The sequence below is a fragment of the Shinella lacus genome, assembly GCF_010994755.1.
GTDB classification, from domain to species: Bacteria; Pseudomonadota; Alphaproteobacteria; order Rhizobiales; family Rhizobiaceae; genus Shinella; species Shinella lacus.
In genome coordinates this window covers 152,156-174,414 of record NZ_WHSB02000006.1, presented here as the reverse complement: position 1 = coordinate 174,414, position 22,259 = coordinate 152,156, and the positions used below count along the sequence as shown (strand labels likewise).

Genomic DNA, 22,259 nt, shown 5'->3' with positions numbered 1-22,259 from the left:
ACAATGGGACGCACGATTAACGGCACCAACCGCGCAGACCGCTTCGTACAGGGCAGCAGCTTCAACAATGTCGAAGTGACGATTTTTGCGCGCGGCGGCAACGACACCATCATCCTCAACCGCACCGACGATTTCGGCGGCCGCAACCAGGTGGATGCCGGCGCCGGAAACGACAGCGTCGTCAACATGAAGGAAGACGGCAGCGTCATCCTGCTCGGTGCGGGCAACGACACTTATGTCGGCACGGGCTTCGGCTCCTTCGTCAACGAGCGCGCCGACATCGTCAAGGCCGGCGCCGGCAACGACAAGATCGCCGTCAGCACCTTCAAGAGCAGCTATTTCGGCGAGGGCGGCAACGACCGCTTCTTCTCCGTCGGCGAGCAGAACACCTTTCATGGCGGCTCGGGCGTCGATTCGATCAGCTACCTCCCGCGCGACGACGACAATGTGGTCGGCGGAACCGGCGTCGGCATCGATCTCGGCAATGGCCTGGCGCAGACCGGCTCCAACCGCTTCGAGCGCCTGATCAGCATCGAGAATGCCGAGGGCACCAATGCCGGCGACATTCTCTTCGGCTCCAGCGTCTCGAACCTCCTGAAGGGCCTTGGTGGCGACGACCAGATCGCCGGGCGCGGCGGCAACGACGTGCTTACCGGCGGCCGCGGCATGGACCTGCTGCAGGGCGACAGCGGCGCCGACCGCTTCGACTTCAACGGTGTCTTCGAATCGGCGGTGGGCGCGCGACGCGACGTCATCCTCGATTTCACCGGCGGCGAAGGCGACAAGGTCGACCTGCGCGACATCGACGCCAATGCCGGCCGCGGCGGCAACCAGGCCTTCGCCTTCATCGGCGGCAACGACTTTTCCGGCAATGCCGGCGAGCTTCGCGTCCAGGGTGGTGTGGTGTCCGGCGACGTCAACGGCGACGGCCAGGCCGATTTCGAGATCGAGGTCCGCGGGCTGGACGGCCTCTTCCGCAGCGACTTCCTGCTTTAATCCACGCTCTCGGCCCGCATGGCCTTCACCGCCCAGGCGGGCACGATCTCGGCGACCAGCTTTCGCACGCCGGAGCGGCCCGCCATGTCGGCGAGCGCCATGCCGGTGCGCACGGTCGCCGATGCCTGGCGCTTGCTGACGAGATACCCCTGTTCCAGCGGCGCGGCGCGGCGCACAAACCGCTTGAAGAACGGCCGGCGATGGTTGCGCGAGCCGAGAAAACGCGCCGGGTTCTTGTTGATCGACACATGGTCGACGATGGCATCGACCCAGCCCGCCAGCGGGCGCGCGCCCGGCTCCAGCAGCAGCAGCCAGTCGCCGCGCGCCGAGCGCACGACATCCTTCATGTCCCAGCTCGTCAGGAACCGGCAGCCAGCCGCATCCGCCACCTTGGCCGAGCCGTCGCGCGAGCCGTGGTCGAGCACGATCACGTCGCGCACGATGCCCTGCACGGCGCCCGTCACCAGCGCCGACAACGTCTGCGCAAGCTCGGCCTCGTTGTCGCGGCATTCCAGGATGATTGTCAGCATTCCTTTGCAATACCGCATTGCAGCATGGATTTCCACCGCCCCCGCCCCGCCATGTTCCGGCATGGTTAGAAAGCATGGTTAGCGGCGCGGGGAATTTTGTTCTTGCATTGTTCTCGTTTCGGCGATAGGAATATAGTCATTGGAACGGGGGTCTGCCCCGCCGGAGACAGCCATGAACGATCTTGCCGATCTCAGGCAGGGCGCCCTCGCGCCCGGCCACACGAAAGACGTTGCCGAGGCGCTGATGGCACAGACGGGCATGCGCGTCGATGGAGACCGCCGGCGCGGCCGCGGGGCCGGGCTCAACTTCACCGGCCGGTTCGAGCCGGTGACGCGCGAGACGGTCGACGACGGCTGGCAGACGCTGGAGGAGCTTCCGCCCTTCCGCACCGAGGTGCAGGTGGAAAAGCCGCGCACCATCATCACCAGCAACGATTCGCCCGATATCCCCTTCGACCGCTCGATCAATCCCTATCGCGGCTGCGAGCACGGCTGCATCTATTGTTTCGCCCGGCCGACCCATGCCTTCATGGGCCTCTCCGCCGGCCTCGATTTCGAGGCGAAGCTGTTTGCCAAGCCGGATGCGCCGAAACTGCTGGAGCGCGAGCTTTCCAAGCCCGGCTACAAGCCGCGGGTCATCGCGATCGGCACCAACACCGATCCGTACCAGCCGATCGAGAAGGAATGGCGCATCATGCGCCAAATCCTCGAAGTGCTGGATGCCGCCAATCATCCGGTGTCGATCGTCACCAAGTCGGCGCTCGTCATGCGCGACATCGACATCCTCGGCCGCATGGCGGCGCGCGGGCTTGCCTGGGCCGGCATATCGGTCACCACGCTCGACCGAAAGCTGGCGCGCACCATGGAGCCGCGCGCCGCGACCCCGCCGCGCCGGCTGGAAGCCATTCGTGCGCTGTCGGAGGCCGGCATCCCCGTCGCCATCATGATGGCGCCGATCATTCCAGGCCTCAACGACCACGAGATCGAGCGCGTGCTCGATTCGGGCAAGGCGGCCGGTGCCTGCGAGGCGAGCTATGTGCTGCTCCGCCTGCCACTGGAAGTAAGCCCGCTCTTCCGTGACTGGCTGCTGCGCCATTATCCGGATCGCTACCGCCACGTCATGTCGCTGGTGCGCTCCATGCGCGGCGGCAAGGATTACGACGCGGAATTCGGCAAGCGCATGAAGGGCGCCGGTCCCTATGCCTGGCAGATCGCCCGCCGCTTCGAGATGGCGGCCAAGCGGCTGGAGTTGACCCGCACCCGCCGCAGCCTCGCCAGCGACCAGTTCGTGCCACCTTCGGGCAGCGGCGTGCAGCTTTCGCTGCTTTAGCTGTACCCCGGGCGGTCCCGGGTCGCGCGAAAACGACATTCGACCGGGCGTTCGCGCCCGGCATCATCTTCCGGCCCGTCTTCCCCGGGCGTGCCGGTTGCTCCTCCGGCATCCGCCTCCTGCCGGGGGACTTGCAGGGAATCGGACGGATGTGCGAGGTTCGCCGCATGTCCCGTCCCGCATCCTCCGATTCCCGCCTTCTTTTCGACCTGCCCGAAGGGCCGGATTTCCTGATGGAGCTTGCCGCCCGCAAGCGCGGCCTCTGGCCGGTCGCCGGCACGGACGAGGCGGGCCGCGGTCCGCTCGCCGGCCCCGTCGTCGCGGCGGCCGTGGTGCTGGATCCGGATAATATTCCGGAGGGGCTGAACGATTCCAAGCAGCTGAGCGCCGCGAAGCGCGAGCAGCTCTTCACGCTCATCATGCAATCGGCCTTCGTCTCCGTCGCCTCCAGCTGTTCGCGGCGCATCGATGTCATCGACATCCGCAAGGCAAGCCTCGATGCCATGCGCCGCGCCGTCGCCGGGCTCGAAGTCGCACCCAAGCTGGTTCTGGCCGACGGCCGCGACGTGCCGCCCGGCCTTGCCTGCGAAGGCCGCGCCGTCGTCAAGGGCGACGCCCGCTCGGTTTCCATCGCCGCCGCCTCGATCGTCGCCAAGGTCATGCGCGACCGCATGATGGCGCGTGCGGAAGCCACCTTCCCCGGCTACGGCTTCGCCCTCCACGCCGGCTATGCGACCGAGGTCCACCGCAAGGCCATCCAGGCCATCGGCCCCTGCCGCCTGCACCGCATGAGTTTTCGCCCGCTGAAGCAGGAATAGTCCACCCCTGTTCCATCCGGAACAGCGCGCATCTCAGCGATATGGGAAAGTCTGATCACTGGATGAGAGAGGCTCATCCCTCACAGAGATCAGGAGAGACCCCCATGCGCAAGATCATCGTTTCCGCCACCATCGCCCTCGTCGCCGCCGTTTCCTTCGCCGCCCCGTCGCAGGCCGGCTACTACAGCTACGGCTACAAGCCGCATTGCTTCGTCAAGAAGATCCATTCCTACGACTACTACGGCAACCTGATCGTCAAGAAGATCAAGATCTGCAAGTAAGCGTCACCCTCGCTGACCTCCCCGAAGGCCCGGATGTTCCCCTGCATCCGGGCCTTTTGCCGTCCGCCAAAAAGCAAACGGCCGGATCGCTCCGGCCCTGTTCCATCCGGAACAGCGGGCGGCCAAGCGATATGGGAAAGTCTGATCACTGGATGAGAGAGGATCATCCCCAACCAGAGATCAGGAGAGACCCCCATGCGCAAGATCATCGTTTCCGCCACCGTCGCCCTCGTCGCCGCTGTTTCCTTCGCCGCCCCGTCGCAGGCCGGTTACTACAGCTACGGCTACAAGCCGCATTGCTTTATCAAGAAGATTCATTCCTACGACTACTACGGCAACCTGATCGTCAAGAAGATCAAGATCTGCAAGTAAGCGTCACGCCCACTGACCTCCCCGAAGGCCAGGATGTTCCCCTGCATCCGGGTCTTTTGCCGTCCGCCAAAAAGCAAAAAGGCCGGATCGCTCCGGCCTTTTTCAACTCATGCTATGAAAAGACCTCAGTTGAGGCGGGTCTTTACTTCGCTGATGGCGTTGTCGAAGAGTGCCTTGCCGGTGGCGGCATCGGCCTTGGCGGCGATGACCTTTTCGGCGGCAGCGACTGCGAGGTCGACGGCGGCGGCGCGCACGGCGTTGATCGCGTCGGCTTCCGCCTGCTTGATCTTCTGCTCGGAGAGCACCGTGCGGCGGGCGACGTATTCCTCGGTCTTCTGCTTGGCTTCCGCGGTCAAAAGGCTCGCTTCGCGTTCAGCGGCGGCGACGATGCTGGCGGCTTCCGCCTCGGCATCCTTGCGCTTGCGCTGGTATTCGGCGAGCAGGTGCTGGGCTTCCTCGCGAAGGCGCTTGGCTTCCGCCAGCTCGTTCTGGATCTTTTCCGCGCGGGCGTCGAGGCCCTTGGCCATCATGCCCGGAACCTTGAGGTAGGCGATGAGGGCCAGGAACAGCAGGAGGCCGACAAAGGCATAGAATGTTGCGTCGAATGCCATGGGATGCTCCTTATTCGCCTGCGGCCGATTTGACGGCCGACGCGACTTCGGCCTTGGTAGCCTTGGCGCCGATCAGCTGCTCGACCACGGCTGCCGTGGTTTCCTCGGCGATGGCGCCGACATCGGCGAGCGCCTTGGCCTTGATTTCGGCGATGCGGGTTTCGGCACCGGCGATCTTTTCCTGCAGCGAGGCTTCGATCTTGGCGCGCTCGGCGTCGGCCTTGGCCTTGGCTTCGTCGCGGGCGGTCGAGGCGATCGCATTGCCCTTGGCGCGGGCGGTGGCGAGATCCTGCTCGTAGGCAGCGATCGCAGCATCCGCTTCGGCCTTCAGGCGCGAGGCTTCGTCGAGATCCTGCGCGATGCGGTCATGGCGGGTCTCGAGGATAGAGCCGATGCGCGGAATGACGACCTTCGACATGAGAAGGTAGAACAGACCGAAGGTGATCGCCAGCCACAGGAGCTGCGATGCGAACGTGGTCTGGTCGAAAGGCGGGAAGACGCCGGTGGCGTGTTCGTCGCCATGGGCCACACCCGTTTCGGTGTGCGTTTCGCCTGCCGGCTGAGCCGCATGCGCATCCGCAGGGGTCTCATGCGTTTCCGCAGAGGTTGCCGCCTGGGCGATTTCGAAAGGGGTGGACTCGGCCGATGCCAAGGTCACAGACATGCTGACCTCCAGGGGGCATTCTCAATCATGTACGAAACGTACGATGGACCACGGCCCGCAAGGGCCATGGTCCAGTCCTCGGCCGATATCAGACGGCGAAGAGGAGGAGGAGAGCGATGAGCAGCGAGAAGATGCCCAGAGCTTCCGTAACGGCGAAGCCGAATACGAGACGGCCGAACTGGCTGTCAGCGGCAGACGGATTGCGCAGAGCGCCGGCAAGGTAGTTGCCGAAGATGTTGCCGAGGCCGAGAGCCGTGCCGGCGAGACCGAACGTGGCAAGACCTGCGCCGATGAACTTTGCTGCTTCCGCTTCCATGATGAACTCCTTGAATGGGTTGTTGCGGCTTATGAGCGACGCCCGAAGGCGCCGGCGACTGTTTCCTTAGTGACCACCCGGATGCACGGCATCGTTGAGGTACATGCATGTCAGAACTGCGAAGACGTAGGCCTGCAGGAACGACACGAGGAATTCGAGACCGGTCAGGGCGACGGTCATGAGAAGGGGCAGGATCGAGCCGACCACACCGACGGCGCCAAGGGCGCTGAGCGAAGTGACGAAGCCGGCGAAGACCTTCAGCGTGATGTGACCCGCCAGCATGTTGGCGAAAAGACGGATCGAGAGGCTGATCGGACGCGAGAGGAACGAGATGACCTCGATCGAGACGACCAGCGGCAGGAGCGCGCCGGGAACGCCCGACGGCACGAAGAGCTTGAGGAAGCCGAAACCGTGCTTGTAGAAGCCGTAAACGACGACCGTGCCGATGACGAGCAGCGCCAGCGCAAACGTGACGATGATCTGGCTCGTGACGGTGAAGAAGTAGGGCATCATGCCGAGCAGGTTTGCCGTCAGCACGAACATGAAGAGCGAGAAGACGAACGGGAAGAACTTCATCCCGTGGCTGCCCGCCCCTTCCCGGAGCATCGAGGCGATGAACTCGTAGGACATTTCCGAGACCGACTGCATGCGGCTCGGGACCAGGCCGCGCTGGCCGGTCGTGAAGTAGAGGAAGCCCGTGGCGACCGCGACGGTGGCGACCATGAAGAGCGAGGCATTGGTGAACGAGAAATCGATACCGCCGATTTCGATCGGAACAATCTTGTTGACCAGGAACTGATGGGTCGGATCGTTGGACACCGCTTATCTCTCTCGCTTGCCCGCCTTGCGGCGGAAGTCACCCATTAAGTGGACCGCACCCTCAGGCGCCATCCTTCGTCTCGGTTTCTTTCCGCCCGCTCCCGGCCTTACCGGGATCGCGCCCGGCCAGCCTGTCGACCGGATGGGGCGATGCCACCATGCCAGCCGCGCGCATGACGTTCAGAACGCCGGCGCAGAAGCCGAGGAGCAGAAGAACGATCATCCCCCACGGCCCTGTACCTGCAAAATGGTCCAAAAGATAGCCCAGAAGCGCCCCGACGATGACGGCAGCAACGAACTCGCTCGAGAGCTTCATGGCCACCGCGTAGCCCTTGCGGCTCTCGGATGCCCGTGCCTCGGCGGCCTGTTCCACCCCGTCGTCCTTGCGCCGTTCCGCGAGTTCCGCGTCCAGGCGCTTCAGCCGGTCTTCCAGACTTCCCTTTTGCTGATCGGTCATGGCGTCCTCCCGTTCGTTCCCGCCGGAGCTTTCGCCCCATTGCGGACATATTGAAGGCTAGGATTCAAGCCATATCCGACCCCTTTCGAAGTCGGCCGCAACATAGTTTTAGGTGCCAGCATAGTCAAGGCATGGCGAAGCTTTGCGCCACAGCAAATATATTGAAGAAAATCAATAAATTATCGGGATTCACGCCGGAGGCGCGACCGATCGTCCCGGGAATCGTTTCCGCTTGCGCGCGGACTCACCTGCAGCCGCGACAGCGCGCCCCTCAACTCCAGCCGCCGCCATAGGTGCGGTAGAAGATGTGCTGGCCGATCTTGGCGACCCGCTTCATGGTGCGCCCCCACGGCGGCTTCACATAGGTCGCGTGGTAGTGCGTGGCTGAGCCGACGTCGTCGAGCCAGATCTTGCCCGCGGTGACCGCCATGGCGATCTCCTTGGCGGTCTTCCAGTGCCAGGGGGCGAGAATCAGGTCGGGAATGCGGTCGCAGGCAAAAGAGAACTGGCAGCGGTTGCGCCAGTTTTCATTCTGGTAGACGACGCCGCAGATGGTGTTCGGATAGGTTGGGTTGCGCACGCGGTTAAGGATGACCTGCGCCACGGCGGCCTGGCCCTTCACCTCCTCGCCGCGCGCCTCGAAATAGATGCCTTCGGCGAGGCATTTCTGTTCCTTGGCGGTGAAGACCCCGGCCGGCAGCGGGGTCGCGGCCCAGGCGTGGTCTTCCGGAGAGATGTCGGGGATGAAGCGACCAAGCTCCTTGTTCGGCTTCAGGATCGAATCGAAGGGTGATTCCCGGGCGTAATCCGGCTCGACGCGGGCATAGGCGGTGGCGAGGATGTCGGCCTTGTCGCTGGTGACGAGGCTTGCGATCATCGGCGAGAGGCCCTCGTCCTTATGGACCGGCTTCTTCTTGTAGAAGGCCGTGGCGATCTCGATTTCCTTGCCCTTGATCTGCGGCTTGGCGAAGGCCATGCGCTCGCCGGTGTCGAAGACCGGCGAGAAGATCGCGCTGGTGCGCTCCAGGATGGAGCCGGCGGTAAAGCCCTTCGGCGGCGTGACCGGCAGGACGGCGATGATGCGGCCCTTCTTGTCGCGGCGGTTGACGCGGTCCTCGTCGGGAATGCCGCCCTTGCCCTTGTGCTCGCTGCGCAGCGCGGCCTTGACGCCGCCCGGCAATTCCACGCCGGCGCCGCTCTCGATGCCGCCGGTGGTCATGGCGTCGGCAAAGGCGATCTCGACTTCGTGGATGGAGCCGGCGGGCGAGCGGGTCAGCACCATGGTCTGGTTGCCGCCCTTGCGGTTGAGGCCGGAAAGGTAGGTGGCGAGGTCCGTATGGGCCGCCTGGGTGGGAAAGCCGGCGACGATGCCGAGGCCGACAACGAGCGGGATCTTCCATTCCCGCTTCGCAAGGGTCTCACGCAATTCCGCTGTGCATCCTTGCCGGAACTGCCGCAGAAAGGCCAGGAAGCGCCCTGCCCCTGCATGACGAATGCTACGCTTACGCAACTTTTTACTCCGCACGCATGCGCAGGCACGCCGCCACTATGCGATGGCGTGTCTTCCTGCCCGAAACTGACTGTATGGGAGCCCTGCCGCGCCGAAGCACGGGCCCGAAGCGGCTCGTTGTCAGGGTAAAATGAAGCATTAACCTTGATGCTTGGTTAATGCTGATAAACCGCATTGGGGAGGCCAGTCACCTCCCCTTCACATTTTCGTCAGATGACGACGTGCGAGCCAAGCTCGACGACGCGATTGGTCGGCAGGCGGAAGTAATCGGAGGGGTCGGTCGCGATATTGGCGAGGCCGATGAACAGCCGGTCCTGCCACATCGGCATGCCCGATTCGGCATCCGGGACCAGCTTGCGGCGGCCGAGATAGAATGAGGTCGACATGATGTCGAACTTGTGCCCCGCCTTTCGCATAAGGCCGAGCGCGTGCGAGACGTTCTGCGTCTCCATGAAACCGAAGCGCATCTCGATCCGCGAGAATCGGTCGGAAATCCGCTCCACCGAGAATCGCTCGGCGGGGATGACGCGCGGCGTGTTGGACGTCTTGACGGTCAGGATGAAGTTCTGCTCGTGCAGGACGTGATTGTGCTTGATGTTGTGCAGCAGCGCCGCGGGCGCAAAATCCGGATCGCTGGTCAGGAAGATCGCCGTGCCGGTGACCTGCACCGGCGCATGCGCGCTCTGCTTCTCAACCGACTTTACGAAGGCCGGCAGCGGCACCTCGATGCGCCGTGTCTTGTCGCGCAGGATGCGGGTGCCGCGCGTCCAGGTCCACATCAGCACCACGACGGCACCGGCGATGGCCACCGGCACATAGCCGCCGTCATGCACCTTGAGCAGGTTTGCGCCGAGGAAGGTCAATTCGAGCAGGAAGAGCGGCAGCAGCACGGCGACGGTGGCCAGCAGCGACCAGCGCCAGCGTTTGCGAAGGAATTCGAAGGCGAGCACGGTCGTCACCACCATCGCGCCGGTGACCGAGATGCCGTAGGCGGTCGCGAGCGCCTCGGACGAACCGAAAATGAAGACCAGCATCATCACGCCGAACAGCAGCACCGTGTTGACGCCCGGCAGGTAAATCTGGCCGGTCTGGGTTTCGGATGTGTGGAAGATTTCCATGCGCGGCAGGAAGCCGAGATGGATTGCCTGGCGGGTCAGCGAAAAGGCGCCGGTGATGACCGCCTGGCTGGCGATGATGGTGGCCGCCGTCGCCAGGATGACGACGGGCAGCAGCGCCCAATTCGGGAACATCAGGAAGAACGGATTCTCGATCGTCTCGGGATGCGCCAGCACCAGCGCGCCCTGGCCGAGATAATTCAGCGTCAGCGCCGGGAAGACCAGACAGAACCAGGCCCACTGGATCGGACGGCGGCCGAAATGGCCGAGGTCGGCGTAGAGCGCTTCCGCGCCGGTGACGGTCAGGAAGACCGCGCCCAGCACGACGAGGCCGACATAACCCTCATTATACATGAAGAGCACGGCGTAATAGGGATTGAAGGCGGCCAGGATGCCGAGGTCGTCACTGATATGGTTGATGCCGGCGACGCCCATGACGATGAACCAGACCGCGGTGATCGGCCCGAAGAACCGCGACACGGCGGCCGTGCCCCATGACTGCACGGCAAAGAGCAGCACGAGGATGACCACGGAAATCGGCACGACATAGTCGCCGAGCGTCGGCGTCACCAGCTTCAGGCCCTCGACGGCCGAGAGAACCGAGAGCGCCGGCGTGATCATCGCATCGCCGATGAAGAGTGCGGCGCCGGCCGCCCCCATGAAGAACAGCACGGTGGCGCGGCGGCCCGCCGTTTTCATCAGCAGCGCCAGAAGCGAGAGCGTGCCGCCCTCGCCATGGTTGTCGGCGCGCAGCAGGAAGAGCACGTATTTCAGCGTGACGATGATCGTCAGCGTCCAGATCATCAGCGAGATCAGGCCGATCACCTCGACGCGCGTGACGCCGTCGTCGGCGACCGGGCGGAGCGCCTCACGGAAGGCGTAAAGCGGGCTCGTCCCGATATCGCCATAGACGACGCCAACGGAGCCGAGGGCGAGAAGGAACAATGTGCGCGCCCTGTTGTGGGAATGCGGGGCGCTACCGGCGTGTTCGTGCATGGGGCGATCAGGCTCTAGAGCCAGCCTTTCCAGCGAAAGAAGAAGAACGGGAGGATGGCCGACAGCAGCATGGCCGCCAGCGTCAGCGGGTAGGCATAGGCAATGTGCAGTTCTGGCATGAATTCAAAGTTCATGCCGTAGGTCGAGGCGATCAGCGTCGGCGGGAGCAGCACGACGGAGGCGATCGAGAAGATCTTGATGATGGCGTTCTGCTCGAGATTGATGAGGCCAAGCGAGGCATCGAGCAGGAAGGTGATGTTGCCGGCGACGAAGCTTGCATGTTCGGACAACGACTGCACGTCCCGCGTCACCGTGCGGCAGAGTTCGAGGCTCTCGCGGTCGGATTGCAGCGCCGGCACGCCATGCAGGAAGGTCAGCATGCGTGAGAGCGACATGAGGCTGTCGCGCGCCTTGGCCACAAGCCGGTGCAGCGCGGAGACCTGCACGACGCGGTCTTCCAGGTAGTGCGCCGGGCGACGGCTGAGATGGTGGTTGCCGAAAACCTCCAGCGAGAGCTTGTCGGCACGACCGACCGCGATCTCCAGGATTTCGGCGGTGCGGTCGGCGATGGTTTCGAGAAGCCGCGTGATCAGCACGGTCGGCGAGGCACAGCCGCCCGGGATGCGGTGCATGCCGGCCTTGAACAGCGAGAACGAGCGCGGCTCGGCATAACGCACGGTCAAAAGCCTGTCCGACGTCAGGATGAAGGCGACGTCGGTCAGGTGCGGCAGGTCGCTTTCGGCCTTCACCATCAGCGAGGCGGTCATGTAGGTCGCGTTGCCGTCGGTGTAGAGGCGGCTCGACGGCTCGATGTCCTTGAGTTCGTCGCGGGTGGGCACGTCGATCCTGAGCGCCCGCTCGATCAGCGCCTCGTCGTCGCGGGTCGGCTCCATGAGGTCCACCCACACGGCACGATCGAGAATCTCGGCGGCGGCGGAATCGCTTTCCGCCGGCAGGGTGCATGCCTCGCCGTTGGGACGGAAAACCGTGATCACCGGCGAATGGCTCCGGAACGGACCATCGCTCACACTCCTGATTGAACGCCGCCTGTGGCGGGGTTGGCCGCGCATATTGCGCGGCGCAACATAAAAATCAAGCTCACGGCGCTGAACGCGGTTGGGGACCGAAAGGTTCGCCTATTCGAAGACGATGGCCGGGGCGCCGCGCCCACCCTTGCCCTGCACCGCCTGCAGTTCCTCCCAGACCCGGGTGGCGATGGCGCGGTAGGTCTTTGCCGCCGCACCGTCCGGGTTGGAGACGACGACCGGCGTGCCGGCATCGGAGGTCTCGCGGATATCCATGGTCAGCGGCACCTCGCCGAGGAAGGGCACGCCGATGCGTTCCGCTTCCTTGCGCGCGCCGCCATGGCCGAAGATGTCGTAGCGGTTGCCGGTGTCGGGCGCGATGAAATAGCTCATGTTCTCGACGATGCCGAGCACCGGCACCTCGACCTTGTTGAACATGTTGAGACCTTTTCGCGCGTCGATCAGCGCGAGGTCCTGCGGCGTCGAGACGATGACGGCACCGGCGAGCGGCACCTGCTGGGCCATGGTGAGCTGGGCATCGCCCGTGCCGGGCGGCATGTCGACGACGAGCACGTCGAGCTCGCCCCAGGCGACCTCGCGCAGCATCTGCATCAGCGCCGACTGGATCATCGGCCCGCGCCAGATCATCGCCACTTCCTCGTCGACGAGGAAGCCCATCGACATGACCTTGATGCCGTAATTCTCCATCGGCTTGATGATACGGCCGTCGATCTGCTGCGGCCGGCCGGAAATCTGGAGAAGCCTCGGCATGGAGGGGCCGTAGATATCGGCATCGAGAATGCCGACCCGCAGGCCATTGACCTTGAACCCGAGCGCCAGGTTGACCGCGGTGGTCGACTTGCCGACGCCGCCCTTGCCGGAGGCAACCGCGATGATGGCGCCCACACCCGGAATGCCAGATTTTGCGCGCTGCTGCGGCTGGGCGGGTGCCGCGTGGGCATGGCCTGCGTGGGAGTGGCCCGCATGAGAATGGCCGGAGTCGCCGCGGCCCGGCGGCGGCGGGGCGGGTGCGCGCGTGGCGGCGGGGCCGGTGGCAGCGCGCTTGTCGGCGGTCAAGGCCACCATGGCGGCCTTGATGCCGGGGATTTCCTTGACGACACGCTCGGCGGCGGCGCGCATCGGATCGAGCTCACGGGCGCGGTCGGCAGGCACGGTGATCGAGAAATAGGCCTTGCCGTCGGAGATGAAGACGTCCGAGACGAGGCCGAGATCGACGATATTGCCGTCCATCTCCGGCCCGCGCACCGTGCGCAACCGTTCCAGCACCTGTTCCTTGCTTACATCCGTCATGAAACCCTCGATCGTCCTGTCGTGGCGTCAAACCACAGCCCTGCCCCCGTAGATAGTGTACGGGACGGCCATCGCCAAACGAATTTCCCTGTGACAGAAAGCTCAGGCGATCAGCCCGCGGCGGATCGCCTTGACCACCGCCTGGGTGCGGTTGACCGCTTCCAGCTTGCGGGTGACCTGGTTGAGATAGTGGTTCACCGTGTGCTCGGAAAGGCCGAGGATTTCGGCGATCTCCAGGCTCGTCTTGCCCGCCGCCGTCCAGCTCAGGCACTGGATCTCGCGTTCGGTGAGCACCACCTGGCCGGATTTCCACGCCGCACCGATCTCGGCCAGGCGGTTGAACAGGTGCACGGAGATCATCTGCAGCATCAGCCGGTCGTCGCGTGCCAGCGTTGGGCCCTCGCCGCCCCAGACGACCGCGCCGCGATTGCCGAGTGCATCGTGGACCGGGAAGAAATGGCCGACCAGCATGCCGTGATTGGTCATCATGTCGAGCAGTTCGGTAAAATCCGCCTGCTCGGAGGATTCGCCGATCCATTCGCGCATGTCATACGTAAAAGGCACCGTGGTGAGCCGCAGCTTCCGGATTCCGGCGGAGTGGCGCACCATGCGCAGGGCATCGTATTTGGCGAGAATTTCCTGCGGCCAGTTGCTGACGATGGAATAGGCCGACAGCTTTTCCGCCTCGAAGCCCGGCAGGTTGAAGACGATGAAGAATTTGAGCCCGTATTCCTCGCACTTGCGCCGCATATAGCGCACGATATCGAACTGCGTTTCGAGGGCGGCGATGTCGCTGCCCTCGTCCTGTAGCTGGTTGTCGGTACTGCTTGTCTCGTCAGCTGTCATGGTCCCCCGCAATTTTGTTCTTAGCCTTGAGCAACTGGAGCCGAGCCGCACGTGTTCCAGAAGATCGCAAGGTTTTTTTGTGCATCAGTTCAAAAGTCCGGCGCGGATCGCCTTTGCGACCGCCTGGACCCGGTTGACGGCATCAAGCTTGCGCGTCGCCCGGTTGAGATAGTGGTTGACCGTATATTCCGACAGGCCGAGAATTTCCGACATCTCGACACTGGTTTTCCCGGCAGAAGCCCAGGACAGGCACTCGATCTCGCGGCGCGAGAGAGAGACGTTCTGCCGGCGCCCGGCGCGCAGGTCGACGACCTCGGTGAAGATGAGGTTGGCGACCGCGTTGAGCTCGGCCATTTCACGCGGATTGAGGGTTTCGCGCGTGCCGCCGAAGGCAAGCGCGCCGCGCAGGCCGGCCGAATTGTGCGCCGGGAAATAGGCCCCGCGCGACAGGCCGTGCTGATCGAAGAGGCAAGCTGCAATCGCCGACTTGCCATCGATCCGCCCACGGTTCGTGCGGTCCGCATCATAGGTGAAAGGGTTGGTGCTCTGGCGCAGTCGCTCAATGACGGGGCTGCCGAAAATCAGGCCGGCATGGTCGTATGTCTTGAGCATCTCGTCCGGCCAGGACGTCAGCAGCACATTGGAGGAGAAATCGGTCGACGTTTCGGAAGGAACGTTGATCAGCAGGTAGCTGCGAAAGCCATAATGCTTGGCGAGGCCATCCAGCGTCTCGGCAACATCCTCCTCCGAGCCCAGAGTCGAGGGACTGACGTCCCAGCGATGCCGAAGCTGTGCAGATGTCGTGTGAAATCGATCCGCCATATCCATTTTCCTTCAGCACGCACGCGAACGTGCGGCAAAACATGCCGACACGATGCACTGCTTGCTTCAGGAACCCCCGTATCCCAATGCAAGTATGTAAGATGAACCGCGCCTCAAGTTCGCGGGTGAGCGACGCAAATCTGAGCCGGCCAAGAGGGAAGCTAATGGTGCCCCCATCCCGCGTCCAGCGCGATTTTCTAATTTACCGTAAAATGGGGGTCGAAGACAACCATGCCATTATTTACGTACCTCAAACCTCGACCTACCGTTGCGGGCCGAGGCGAGCCGCCAGTTCCGCCGTGATGGCGCGGGCAGCATGGCTGACGCGCGGCGCCCAGCCGTCGAGCTGCTCCTGCCCGACCCGATAGGCCGGCCCCGTCACCGAAACGCCCGCGAAAAGCGCGCGGCCGGCATCGAAGACCGGGGCTGCGACGCAGCGGATGCCGGGCTCGTGCTCCTCCCGGTCGAAGGCTATGCCGCTCGCCCGGATTTCCGAAAGTTCGGCGAGAAGCGACGCTCGGTCGGCGAGCGTCTGCGGCGTAAAGCGGCGGAATTCCAGGCCCGACAGGATGGCATTGAGCGCGGCCGCATCGAGCACCGACAACGCCGCCTTGCCGACGCCGGTGCAATAGACCGGCGAGGCGTTGCCGATCTGCGAATTCATGCGCACGGCCTGCCGGCTCTCCACCTTGTCGAGATAGATGATTTCCCGCCCGCGCAGGACCCCGAGATGCACGGTCTCGCCGGTCTCCCGGTGCAGCGCTTCGAGAAAGGGCGCGGCGACGGCGCGGAATTCGTTGCGCGCCCAGCTGGCGGAGGCGAGTTTCAGCAGGCGCAGGCCGGGCGTATAGGAATGGTCGGGGCGCAGTTCCAGGAGCCCCTCCTGCACCAGATGGGAAAGCTGGCGGTGCAGCGTGCCGCGCGGCTGGCCGCTGACGGCGAGCACGTCGGTGAAGCGCATGGGGCGGTCGGCAAGCGCCACCGTCTCCAGCACGGCGATCGCCTTTCCGAGCGTGCCGGTGGCCGCACCGCCCTCGTCCTGCCGTTCCGGTTCCATTGTCGCAGCTCCCGCCGATCCCTTGACAGAGGCGTATAGTAACGGAATAATTCCGAATAATCAAACTCAGTTCCAAATAATGGAATTTATGTCGGGAGCGTGACGATGGCGAGCCGCTATTCGGACCTCGCAGGACAGGGCGTTTTCATCACCGGCGGCGGATCGGGCATCGGGGCGGCACTGGTGGCGGGTTTTGCCGCCGAAGATGCGCGCGTCGCCTTCGTCGACATTGCCGAGGCGGAGAGCCGCGCCCTCGTCTCTGATCTTGACGGCAAGGTCGACCACCTGCCGCATTTCATACGGGCGGACCTGCGCGATATCGCGGCTTTGCGCAGCGCGATCACCGAGGCGGCGGCGGTGCTCGGCGGCATTCGCGTGCTCGTCAACAATGCCGCGCGCGACGACCGGCATGATCTCGACACCGTCGAACCGGACTATTGGGACGACAACCAGACGGTCAACCTGCGTCCCCACTTCTTCGCCGCGCAGGCCGTCGCCCCGTTCATGCGGCAGGCCGGCGGCGGCGCGATCGTCAATTTCTCCTCGATCGCCTACCTGCTGAACATGGGCGAGTTTCCCGGTTATGCGGCGGCCAAGGCCGGCATCGTCGGCCTCACCAAGTCGCTCGCCGGCCGGCTCGGCCCGGAGAAAATCCGCGTCAACGCCATCCTGCCCGGCATGGTGTTGACCGAGCGCCAGAAGCGCCTGTGGATCGACGAGGCGGCGATTGCCGGCGGCATCGAGCGGCAATGCCTGAAGCGCTCCCTGACGGCCGACGACATGGTCGGCCCCTGTCTTTTCCTGGCGTCGGAAGCCTCCGCCGCCATCACCGCACAGACGCTTATCGTCGATGGAGGCATGCTCTGATGACTGAACCCGCTTATGTCGCGGTCGACTGGGGAACGTCCAGCTTCCGCCTCTGGCTCATCGGCCGGGATGGCGGCGTGATCGCCGAGCGCCGCAGCGGCGAAGGCATGACGACCGCCGCGCGCACCGGCTTCGCCGACGTGCTGGCAAGCCACCTCTCGGCAATCGCCGCGCCGGCCGGCCTGCCCGTGCTGATCTGCGGCATGGCCGGCGCCAAGCAGGGCTGGGTCGAGGCCGGTTATCTCGATACGCCGGCGGCCCTCTCCGCCATTCCCGCTGCCGCCGTGCGCATTCCCGGCACCGAGGCCGATATCCGAATCCTTCCCGGCCTCGCCCAGCGCGATAGCGCGGCACCCGACGTCATGCGCGGCGAGGAGACGCAGCTTCTGGGGGCTGCCGGCGAACTCGGCAGCGGCGACCACCTCGTCTGCATGCCCGGCACGCACAGCAAATGGGTGCGCCTCTCCGGCGGCAAGGTGCCGGGTTTTTCCACCTTCATGACCGGCGAGCTTTTCGAGACCATCGCCAAGCACACGATCCTCAGCCACGCGATCGCCGATGCCGGCGCGATTTCGGGCGGCAGTGCCGCGTTTCGCGATGCCGTGACCCGCATGGTCGCAAACCCCGCCATCGCCACCAGCCAGCTCTTTTCCGTGCGCGCGGGCTCGCTGATCGCCGGCCTTTCGCCGGAAGACGCCAAAGCGCGGCTTTCCGGCACGCTGATCGGCCTGGAGATCGCCGGTGCCCTCTCGCTCGTCGCCGCCGGCACGCCGGTCGCGCTCGTCGTCTCGGGCGGGCTTGGCGCGCTCTACAAGGAAGCGCTTGCCGCCGCCGGCATCACACCCTCCATCATCGACGCGGACACGGCCGTACGACACGGCCTTGCCGCAGGCGCCAAGGCGCTCTGGTCCCTCTGAGAAAGCAAAACAAGATGTCCCGCATTCCCTTCCCCCCGATGAAGTACCCGCTGATCGCCATCCTGCGCGGCCTGAAGCCGAGCGAGACCGAGGCGGTCGTCGGCGCCCTGATCGAAACCGGCCTGACGGCGATCGAGATCCCGCTGAACTCGCCCGAGCCCTTCAAGTCGATCGAGATCGCCGTGAAGATGGCGCCGGAAGGCTGCCTGATCGGCGCCGGCACGGTGCTCACCGTCGAGGATGTCGGCAAGCTTGCCTATGTCGGCGGGCGGCTGATGGTGAGCCCGAATGTCGACCCGGAGGTGATTTCCACCGCCGCCGCCCGGGGCATGGTGACGATGCCGGGCGTCTTCACCCCCACCGAGGCGCTCGCGGCCGCGCGCGCCGGGGCGACGGGCCTGAAATTCTTCCCGGCCAGCGTGCTCGGCCCTTCCGGCATCCAGGCGATCCGCGCGGTGCTGCCGGCCGAACTGGAAATCGCCGCCGTCGGCGGGGTTTCGGAGAAGAACTTTGCCGATTATGCCGCGATCGGCGTGCGCAGCTTCGGCCTCGGCTCCAGCCTCTACAAGGTGGGCATGGGCGCCGACGAGGTGCGCGCCCGGGCAAAAGCGACGATCGAGGCCTATGATGCCGTCTATGGAGGAAACCGATGACCGAGACCCATTCCTTTAACGGTCGCATCCTGTGCGACGTCGCCAGCGAACTCGGCGAAGGCCCGACCTACGATCCGGCGACCGACAAGGCGCTGTGGTTCGACATCAAGGGGAAGAAGCTGCACGAGTTGCACCTTTCGACCATGACCAAGGTCGTGCACGACCTGCCTTTCCTCGGCAGCGTGCTCGCCGTCATCGATGCGGAGCGCCAGCTGATCGTTTCCGACCAGGGCCTCTTCATTCGCGCCACTGCGGACGGCAAGCTTACACCTTTTACCACGCTGGAGGACAAGGCGCATAACCGCTCCAACGATGGGCGCGTGCATCCCTCCGGTTCGCTCTGGGTCGGCACGATGGGGCGCGAGGAGGAGAAGCGGTCCGGTGCGATCTATCATGTGGCGCGCGACAAGGTCACACGGCTCTATTCCGACATCACCGTTCCCAACGGCATCTGCTTTTCGCCGGACGGCAACATCGGCTATTTCACGGATACGGGCGTCAATCATCTGATGCGCGTGGCGCTCGACCCGGCGACCGGCCTGCCCGTCGGCCAGCCGGAGGTGCTGAGCGATGAAACCGCTAACGCCGGCGGCATTGACGGCTCGGTCTGCGATGCGGACGGCCTCATCTGGAACGCGCGCTGGGGCGGCAACGCGGTCGAGGTCTACAAGCCCGACGGGACGAAGATCGCGCGTCATCTGGTGCCGGCGTCGCAGGCGACCTGCCCCGCCTTCATCGGCAGCAAGGCCGACCGCATGCTGGTGACCTCCGCCTGGGCGGGATTCGATGCGGCGCGGCGTCTGGCCGATCCGCATGCCGGCCAGACCTTCGAGCTCGGCATCGCGGTAAAGGGGCGATTCGAACCGAAATTCCTGCTCTAGATTTGTTTAGCCGCATTATCCGACGCCGCAGCGATGCCGCTTCGGCTGGAAATGCTCTAGACGCATAGCTGCAATCAAAAACGAGGCAATTTTTATCGGAACCAAACCAGGGGGTCGCCGTTCCTTGTCCATCAGCCGGTGCGGACGGGCACTTCAAAACCTCCGCCGCGCCTTGATGCCAACGAGACGAAAGGCAGGTTCCAAAATGACCAACAAGCTTCTTACTTCCGTTGCCGCTGGTGCAGTTTTCCTGGGCGCGGCTCTTGCTCCGGCAGCGTATGCGCAGGACACCACCCAGCCGGCCGCCGGTGAAACCCAGACCATGGAAAAGCCGGCCGTAATGCCGGGCGATGACGCGACGGGCACGACGCCTGGCGACACCGCCGCCAACCCGACGACGACCCCGACCGACGACACGGCCCAGACGCCGGCCACCGGTACGGCAACCCAGGATACGGCTGAAACGCCGGCAACCGCCACGGAAGACACCGCCCAGGCTCCGGCCGCCGGTGGCGACTACCTGACGGCCCAGTCGCCGGAACAGATCAGCGCCAACACCTATATCGGCCAGGCTGTCTATAACAGCGCGGACGAAAGCATCGGCAAGATCTCCGACCTGATCATGGAGAAGGATGGCGGTATTTCCGCAGCTATCGTCGGTGTTGGCGGCTTCCTGGGCATCGGTGAAAAGTGGGTTGCGGTTCCGTTCGAGAAGATCTCGATCGCGCAGGTTCCGGACACGGATGACGTCAAGCTGACGACGACCGAAACCGCCGAAAGCCTGCAGGCCGCGCCGGAATTCAAGACCACGGCGCAGCAGGTAGCCGAACGCCAGGCCACGACCCCGGTCGACACCTCGACGACCTCGTCGACGACCGATACGGGCACGGCCCCGGCGACCACCCAGCCGGTTGAATAACCGCCCAGCCGGTTGAATAATCCGGCAGGTATTTTCTGACCTCTCCAGCCCGGTGGCGTCCCCTGCGCCACCGGGTTTTTCGTGTGCAGTCTAAAACAGCACCCCGTATCGCAGGGCATCGTAGATGCCGGCGTGGATGTTGCGGCTGTGAACGGCGTCGCCGATGCGGATGAGGTCGAAGGCGCCCTCCGGATTGCGGGCCGCGATGGGGTTTTCCTGGCGGATCAGCGCCTTGTAGTCGACGGCGCCGAGATTGCGCGACAGGGGCTTCAGCTCGAAATAGAGATCGGCCATCGGCATGGTGCCGTGTTCGACCACGACCTGCGCGACGCGGCGTTCGGCGGAGGCGGTCGGCGAAAAGTCGGAACAGAGCGTCGCCACCAGCGCATTGCCGTCACGGCGCACCGACTTCAGCCGCGTGTTGATGGTGACGCGGACGTTCTTCTCCGCGAAGGTTTTTGCGTAGGGAACGTGGTTCATGCCGCCGATTTCAGGGGCGAAGAAGCGTTCCGGCGAGACCACTTCGAGCTCGGCGCCGGATTTGGCGATCAGCTCCGCCGCCGTCATGCCGCTATGCGCGCCGTTATCGTCATAAAGAAGCACCGGACCTTCCGGCCGAACGGCACCGGCGATGATGTCCCAGCTCGACACGACGAGATCGTCGCCCGCTTCCAGCTCGGGATTCTGCGCGATGCCGCCGGTGGCGATGACGACGAGATCCGGGTTAAGGGCAAGCACGTCATCGCCGCCGGCAAAGACGTTGTAGTGAATCGGCACGCCAAGGCGTTCCAGTTCGGCAAGCCGCCAATCGACGATGCCGACCAGTTCCTTGCGGCGCGGATTGCGGGCGGCGAGCAGGATCTGGCCGCCGGCCTCGCCGGTCGCCTCCAGCACCTCGACCGCATGGCCGCGCTCGGCGAGCACGCGGGCGGCCTCCAGCCCCGCCGGGCCGGCGCCCACCACGACGGCCTTGCGGGCCGGGCCTGTCGTCTTGGAGATGACGTGCGGGATGGTCGCCTCGCGGCCGGTCGCCGCATTGTGAATACAGAGTGCGCCACCGCCCTCGTAGATGCGGTCGAGACAGTAGGTGGCGCCGACGCAGGGGCGGATCTGCGCCTCCCTGCCCTCCTCGATTTTTTTCACGATATGCGGATCGGCGATGTGGGCGCGCGTCATGCCCACCATGTCGAGCTTGCCCTCGGCGATCGCGTGCCGGGCCGTCGCGACATCGGCGATGCGGGCGGCGTGGAAGACCGGGAATTTCGTCGCCGCGCGCACCTCGCCCGCGAAATCGAGATGTGGCGAGGCGGCCATGCCCTGGATGGGGATGACGTTGGTCAGGTGCGCGTCGTGGTCGATATGACCCTTGATGATGTTGAGGAAATCGACCTTGCCGGAGCCGGCAAGCCGGCGGGCAATCTCGATGCCCTCCTCTCTCGAAAGGCCGATGTCCCAATCCTCATCCGCCACCATGCGGATGCCGACGATGAAATCCGGCCCGACGGCCTTGCGCACCGCCTCCAGCACCATGTCGGAAAAGCGCAGCCGATTGTCGAGCGAACCGCCGAACTCGTCCTCGCGCCGGTTGGTGGCGGGCGACCAGAAGCCGTCCATCAGGTGGCCGTAGGCTTCGAACTCGATGCCGTCGAGGCCGGCGGCCTGCATGCGTTGCGCGGCGGCAGCATAGTCCCCGACGATGCGCTCGATGTCCCAGTCCTCGATCTCCTTGGGGAAGGCGCGGTGGGCGGGCTCGCGCACGGACGAGGCTGACAGCACCGGCAGCCAGTCGCCCTTGTTCCAGCCGGTGCGGCGGCCGAGATGGGTGAGCTGGATCATCACGGCGCAGTCATGCTCATGACAGTCGTCGGCGATCTTCTTCAGCCACGGCACGATCTCGTCCGAATAGGCGTAGAGATTGCCGAAGGCGGGCGGCGAATCCTCCGACACGATGGCCGAGCCCGCCGTCATGGTCAGCGCCACGCCGCCCTTGGCCTTTTCCAGATGATAGAGCCGGTAGCGGTCCTTCGGCATGCCGTCTTCGGAATAGGCCGGCTCGTGCGAGGTCGACATGATCCGGTTCTTCAGCGTCAGGTGCTTCAGCTGGTAGGGCTGGAGCAGCGGGTCTTTCGATGGCGTCATTTCAAGT

The 22,259-nt window shown here is 64.7% G+C and carries 24 protein-coding genes; 10 read left to right on the top strand and 14 right to left on the bottom strand.

Annotation, left to right across the window (positions count from 1 at the left end):
• Positions 1-3: 3 nt before the first annotated feature.
• A complete protein-coding gene (locus GB927_RS17800) occupies positions 4-996 on the top strand; it encodes a calcium-binding protein (RefSeq protein WP_256118536.1) in 993 nt (330 codons plus the stop codon).
• Here the strand turns inward: GB927_RS17800 and GB927_RS17795 are convergent.
• The gene (locus GB927_RS17795) at positions 993-1,526 is read right to left on the bottom strand and encodes a glycosyltransferase family protein (RefSeq protein WP_256118535.1); all 534 of its coding nucleotides are present in this window, start codon (positions 1,524-1,526) and stop codon (positions 993-995) included. The two genes, GB927_RS17800 and GB927_RS17795, sit on opposite strands and share 4 nt — an antisense overlap.
• A 172-nt stretch (positions 1,527-1,698) precedes the next feature.
• Between GB927_RS17795 and GB927_RS17790 the strand changes: the two genes are divergently transcribed.
• The 4 genes from GB927_RS17790 (at position 1,699) to GB927_RS17775 (ending at position 4,327) form a co-directional block, all read left to right on the top strand.
• Complete coding sequence (locus tag GB927_RS17790) at positions 1,699-2,856, top strand: PA0069 family radical SAM protein (RefSeq protein ID WP_256118534.1); 1,158 nt, start codon at positions 1,699-1,701, stop codon at positions 2,854-2,856.
• A gap of 167 nt (positions 2,857-3,023) precedes the next feature.
• Positions 3,024-3,674 (top strand): ribonuclease HII, encoded by a 651-nt coding sequence (rnhB, locus tag GB927_RS17785; protein WP_256118533.1) that lies wholly within the window; start codon positions 3,024-3,026, stop codon positions 3,672-3,674.
• 104 nt (positions 3,675-3,778) lie between these two features.
• Positions 3,779-3,955 (top strand): hypothetical protein, encoded by a 177-nt coding sequence (locus GB927_RS17780; RefSeq protein WP_256118222.1) that lies wholly within the window; start codon positions 3,779-3,781, stop codon positions 3,953-3,955.
• Between the two features lie 195 nt (positions 3,956-4,150).
• On the top strand, positions 4,151-4,327 hold the full coding sequence (locus GB927_RS17775; protein WP_256118532.1) for a hypothetical protein: 177 nt from the start codon (positions 4,151-4,153) through the stop codon (positions 4,325-4,327).
• Between the two features lie 125 nt (positions 4,328-4,452).
• Here GB927_RS17775 and GB927_RS17770 read toward each other — a convergent pair whose 3' ends face one another.
• From GB927_RS17770 to GB927_RS17715, 12 genes are all read right to left on the bottom strand, one after another.
• The gene (locus tag GB927_RS17770) at positions 4,453-4,938 is read right to left on the bottom strand and encodes a F0F1 ATP synthase subunit B (protein ID WP_256118531.1); all 486 of its coding nucleotides are present in this window, start codon (positions 4,936-4,938) and stop codon (positions 4,453-4,455) included.
• A 10-nt stretch (positions 4,939-4,948) separates the two neighbouring features.
• Positions 4,949-5,602, bottom strand: a complete 654-nt coding sequence (locus tag GB927_RS17765) for a F0F1 ATP synthase subunit B (RefSeq protein WP_256118530.1) — start codon at positions 5,600-5,602, stop codon at positions 4,949-4,951.
• 88 nt (positions 5,603-5,690) lie between these two features.
• A complete protein-coding gene (locus tag GB927_RS17760) occupies positions 5,691-5,918 on the bottom strand; it encodes a F0F1 ATP synthase subunit C (protein WP_024270186.1) in 228 nt (75 codons plus the stop codon).
• A 66-nt stretch (positions 5,919-5,984) separates the two neighbouring features.
• On the bottom strand, positions 5,985-6,737 hold the full coding sequence (locus GB927_RS17755; protein WP_256118529.1) for a F0F1 ATP synthase subunit A: 753 nt from the start codon (positions 6,735-6,737) through the stop codon (positions 5,985-5,987).
• 61 nt (positions 6,738-6,798) lie between these two features.
• Complete coding sequence (locus tag GB927_RS17750; RefSeq protein ID WP_256118528.1) at positions 6,799-7,194, bottom strand: AtpZ/AtpI family protein; 396 nt, start codon at positions 7,192-7,194, stop codon at positions 6,799-6,801.
• Positions 7,195-7,465: 271 nt separating this feature from the next.
• A complete protein-coding gene (locus tag GB927_RS17745) occupies positions 7,466-8,620 on the bottom strand; it encodes a cell wall hydrolase (RefSeq protein ID WP_256118527.1) in 1,155 nt (384 codons plus the stop codon).
• A gap of 293 nt (positions 8,621-8,913) precedes the next feature.
• Positions 8,914-10,815 (bottom strand): potassium transporter Kup, encoded by a 1,902-nt coding sequence (locus tag GB927_RS17740; protein ID WP_256118526.1) that lies wholly within the window; start codon positions 10,813-10,815, stop codon positions 8,914-8,916.
• Positions 10,816-10,829: 14 nt separating this feature from the next.
• A complete protein-coding gene (locus GB927_RS17735; protein WP_439616554.1) occupies positions 10,830-11,810 on the bottom strand; it encodes a magnesium transporter CorA family protein in 981 nt (326 codons plus the stop codon).
• A gap of 141 nt (positions 11,811-11,951) precedes the next feature.
• Positions 11,952-13,151 (bottom strand): Mrp/NBP35 family ATP-binding protein, encoded by a 1,200-nt coding sequence (locus tag GB927_RS17730; protein WP_256118525.1) that lies wholly within the window; start codon positions 13,149-13,151, stop codon positions 11,952-11,954.
• Positions 13,152-13,253: 102 nt separating this feature from the next.
• Positions 13,254-13,997 carry a helix-turn-helix transcriptional regulator gene (locus GB927_RS17725; protein WP_256118524.1) on the bottom strand — a complete coding sequence of 248 codons (744 nt, stop codon included), beginning with the start codon at positions 13,995-13,997 and terminating at the stop codon, positions 13,254-13,256.
• A gap of 84 nt (positions 13,998-14,081) precedes the next feature.
• Positions 14,082-14,819: a helix-turn-helix transcriptional regulator gene (locus tag GB927_RS17720; RefSeq protein WP_256118523.1), complete on the bottom strand. Its 738-nt coding sequence runs from the start codon at positions 14,817-14,819 to the stop codon at positions 14,082-14,084.
• A gap of 262 nt (positions 14,820-15,081) precedes the next feature.
• Positions 15,082-15,876 carry an IclR family transcriptional regulator gene (locus GB927_RS17715; protein WP_256118522.1) on the bottom strand — a complete coding sequence of 265 codons (795 nt, stop codon included), beginning with the start codon at positions 15,874-15,876 and terminating at the stop codon, positions 15,082-15,084.
• A 105-nt stretch (positions 15,877-15,981) separates the two neighbouring features.
• Between GB927_RS17715 and GB927_RS17710 the strand changes: the two genes are divergently transcribed.
• From GB927_RS17710 to GB927_RS17690, 5 genes are all read left to right on the top strand, one after another.
• Positions 15,982-16,743, top strand: a complete 762-nt coding sequence (locus GB927_RS17710) for an SDR family NAD(P)-dependent oxidoreductase (RefSeq protein WP_305111790.1) — start codon at positions 15,982-15,984, stop codon at positions 16,741-16,743.
• Positions 16,743-17,660, top strand: a complete 918-nt coding sequence (locus GB927_RS17705; protein WP_256118520.1) for a 2-dehydro-3-deoxygalactonokinase — start codon at positions 16,743-16,745, stop codon at positions 17,658-17,660. The genes GB927_RS17710 and GB927_RS17705 overlap by 1 nt, the downstream gene beginning before the upstream one ends.
• A 14-nt stretch (positions 17,661-17,674) precedes the next feature.
• The gene (locus GB927_RS17700) at positions 17,675-18,313 is read left to right on the top strand and encodes a 2-dehydro-3-deoxy-6-phosphogalactonate aldolase (protein ID WP_256118519.1); all 639 of its coding nucleotides are present in this window, start codon (positions 17,675-17,677) and stop codon (positions 18,311-18,313) included.
• Positions 18,310-19,194: an SMP-30/gluconolactonase/LRE family protein gene (locus GB927_RS17695; RefSeq protein ID WP_256118518.1), complete on the top strand. Its 885-nt coding sequence runs from the start codon at positions 18,310-18,312 to the stop codon at positions 19,192-19,194. The genes GB927_RS17700 and GB927_RS17695 overlap by 4 nt, the downstream gene beginning before the upstream one ends.
• 205 nt (positions 19,195-19,399) lie before the next feature.
• Positions 19,400-20,113, top strand: a complete 714-nt coding sequence (locus GB927_RS17690) for a PRC-barrel domain-containing protein (protein WP_256118517.1) — start codon at positions 19,400-19,402, stop codon at positions 20,111-20,113.
• A gap of 90 nt (positions 20,114-20,203) precedes the next feature.
• On the opposite strand, the gene GB927_RS17685 is transcribed toward GB927_RS17690, so the two are convergent.
• On the bottom strand, positions 20,204-22,252 hold the full coding sequence (locus GB927_RS17685; RefSeq protein WP_256118516.1) for an NADH:flavin oxidoreductase: 2,049 nt from the start codon (positions 22,250-22,252) through the stop codon (positions 20,204-20,206).
• Positions 22,253-22,259: the final 7 nt, after the last annotated feature.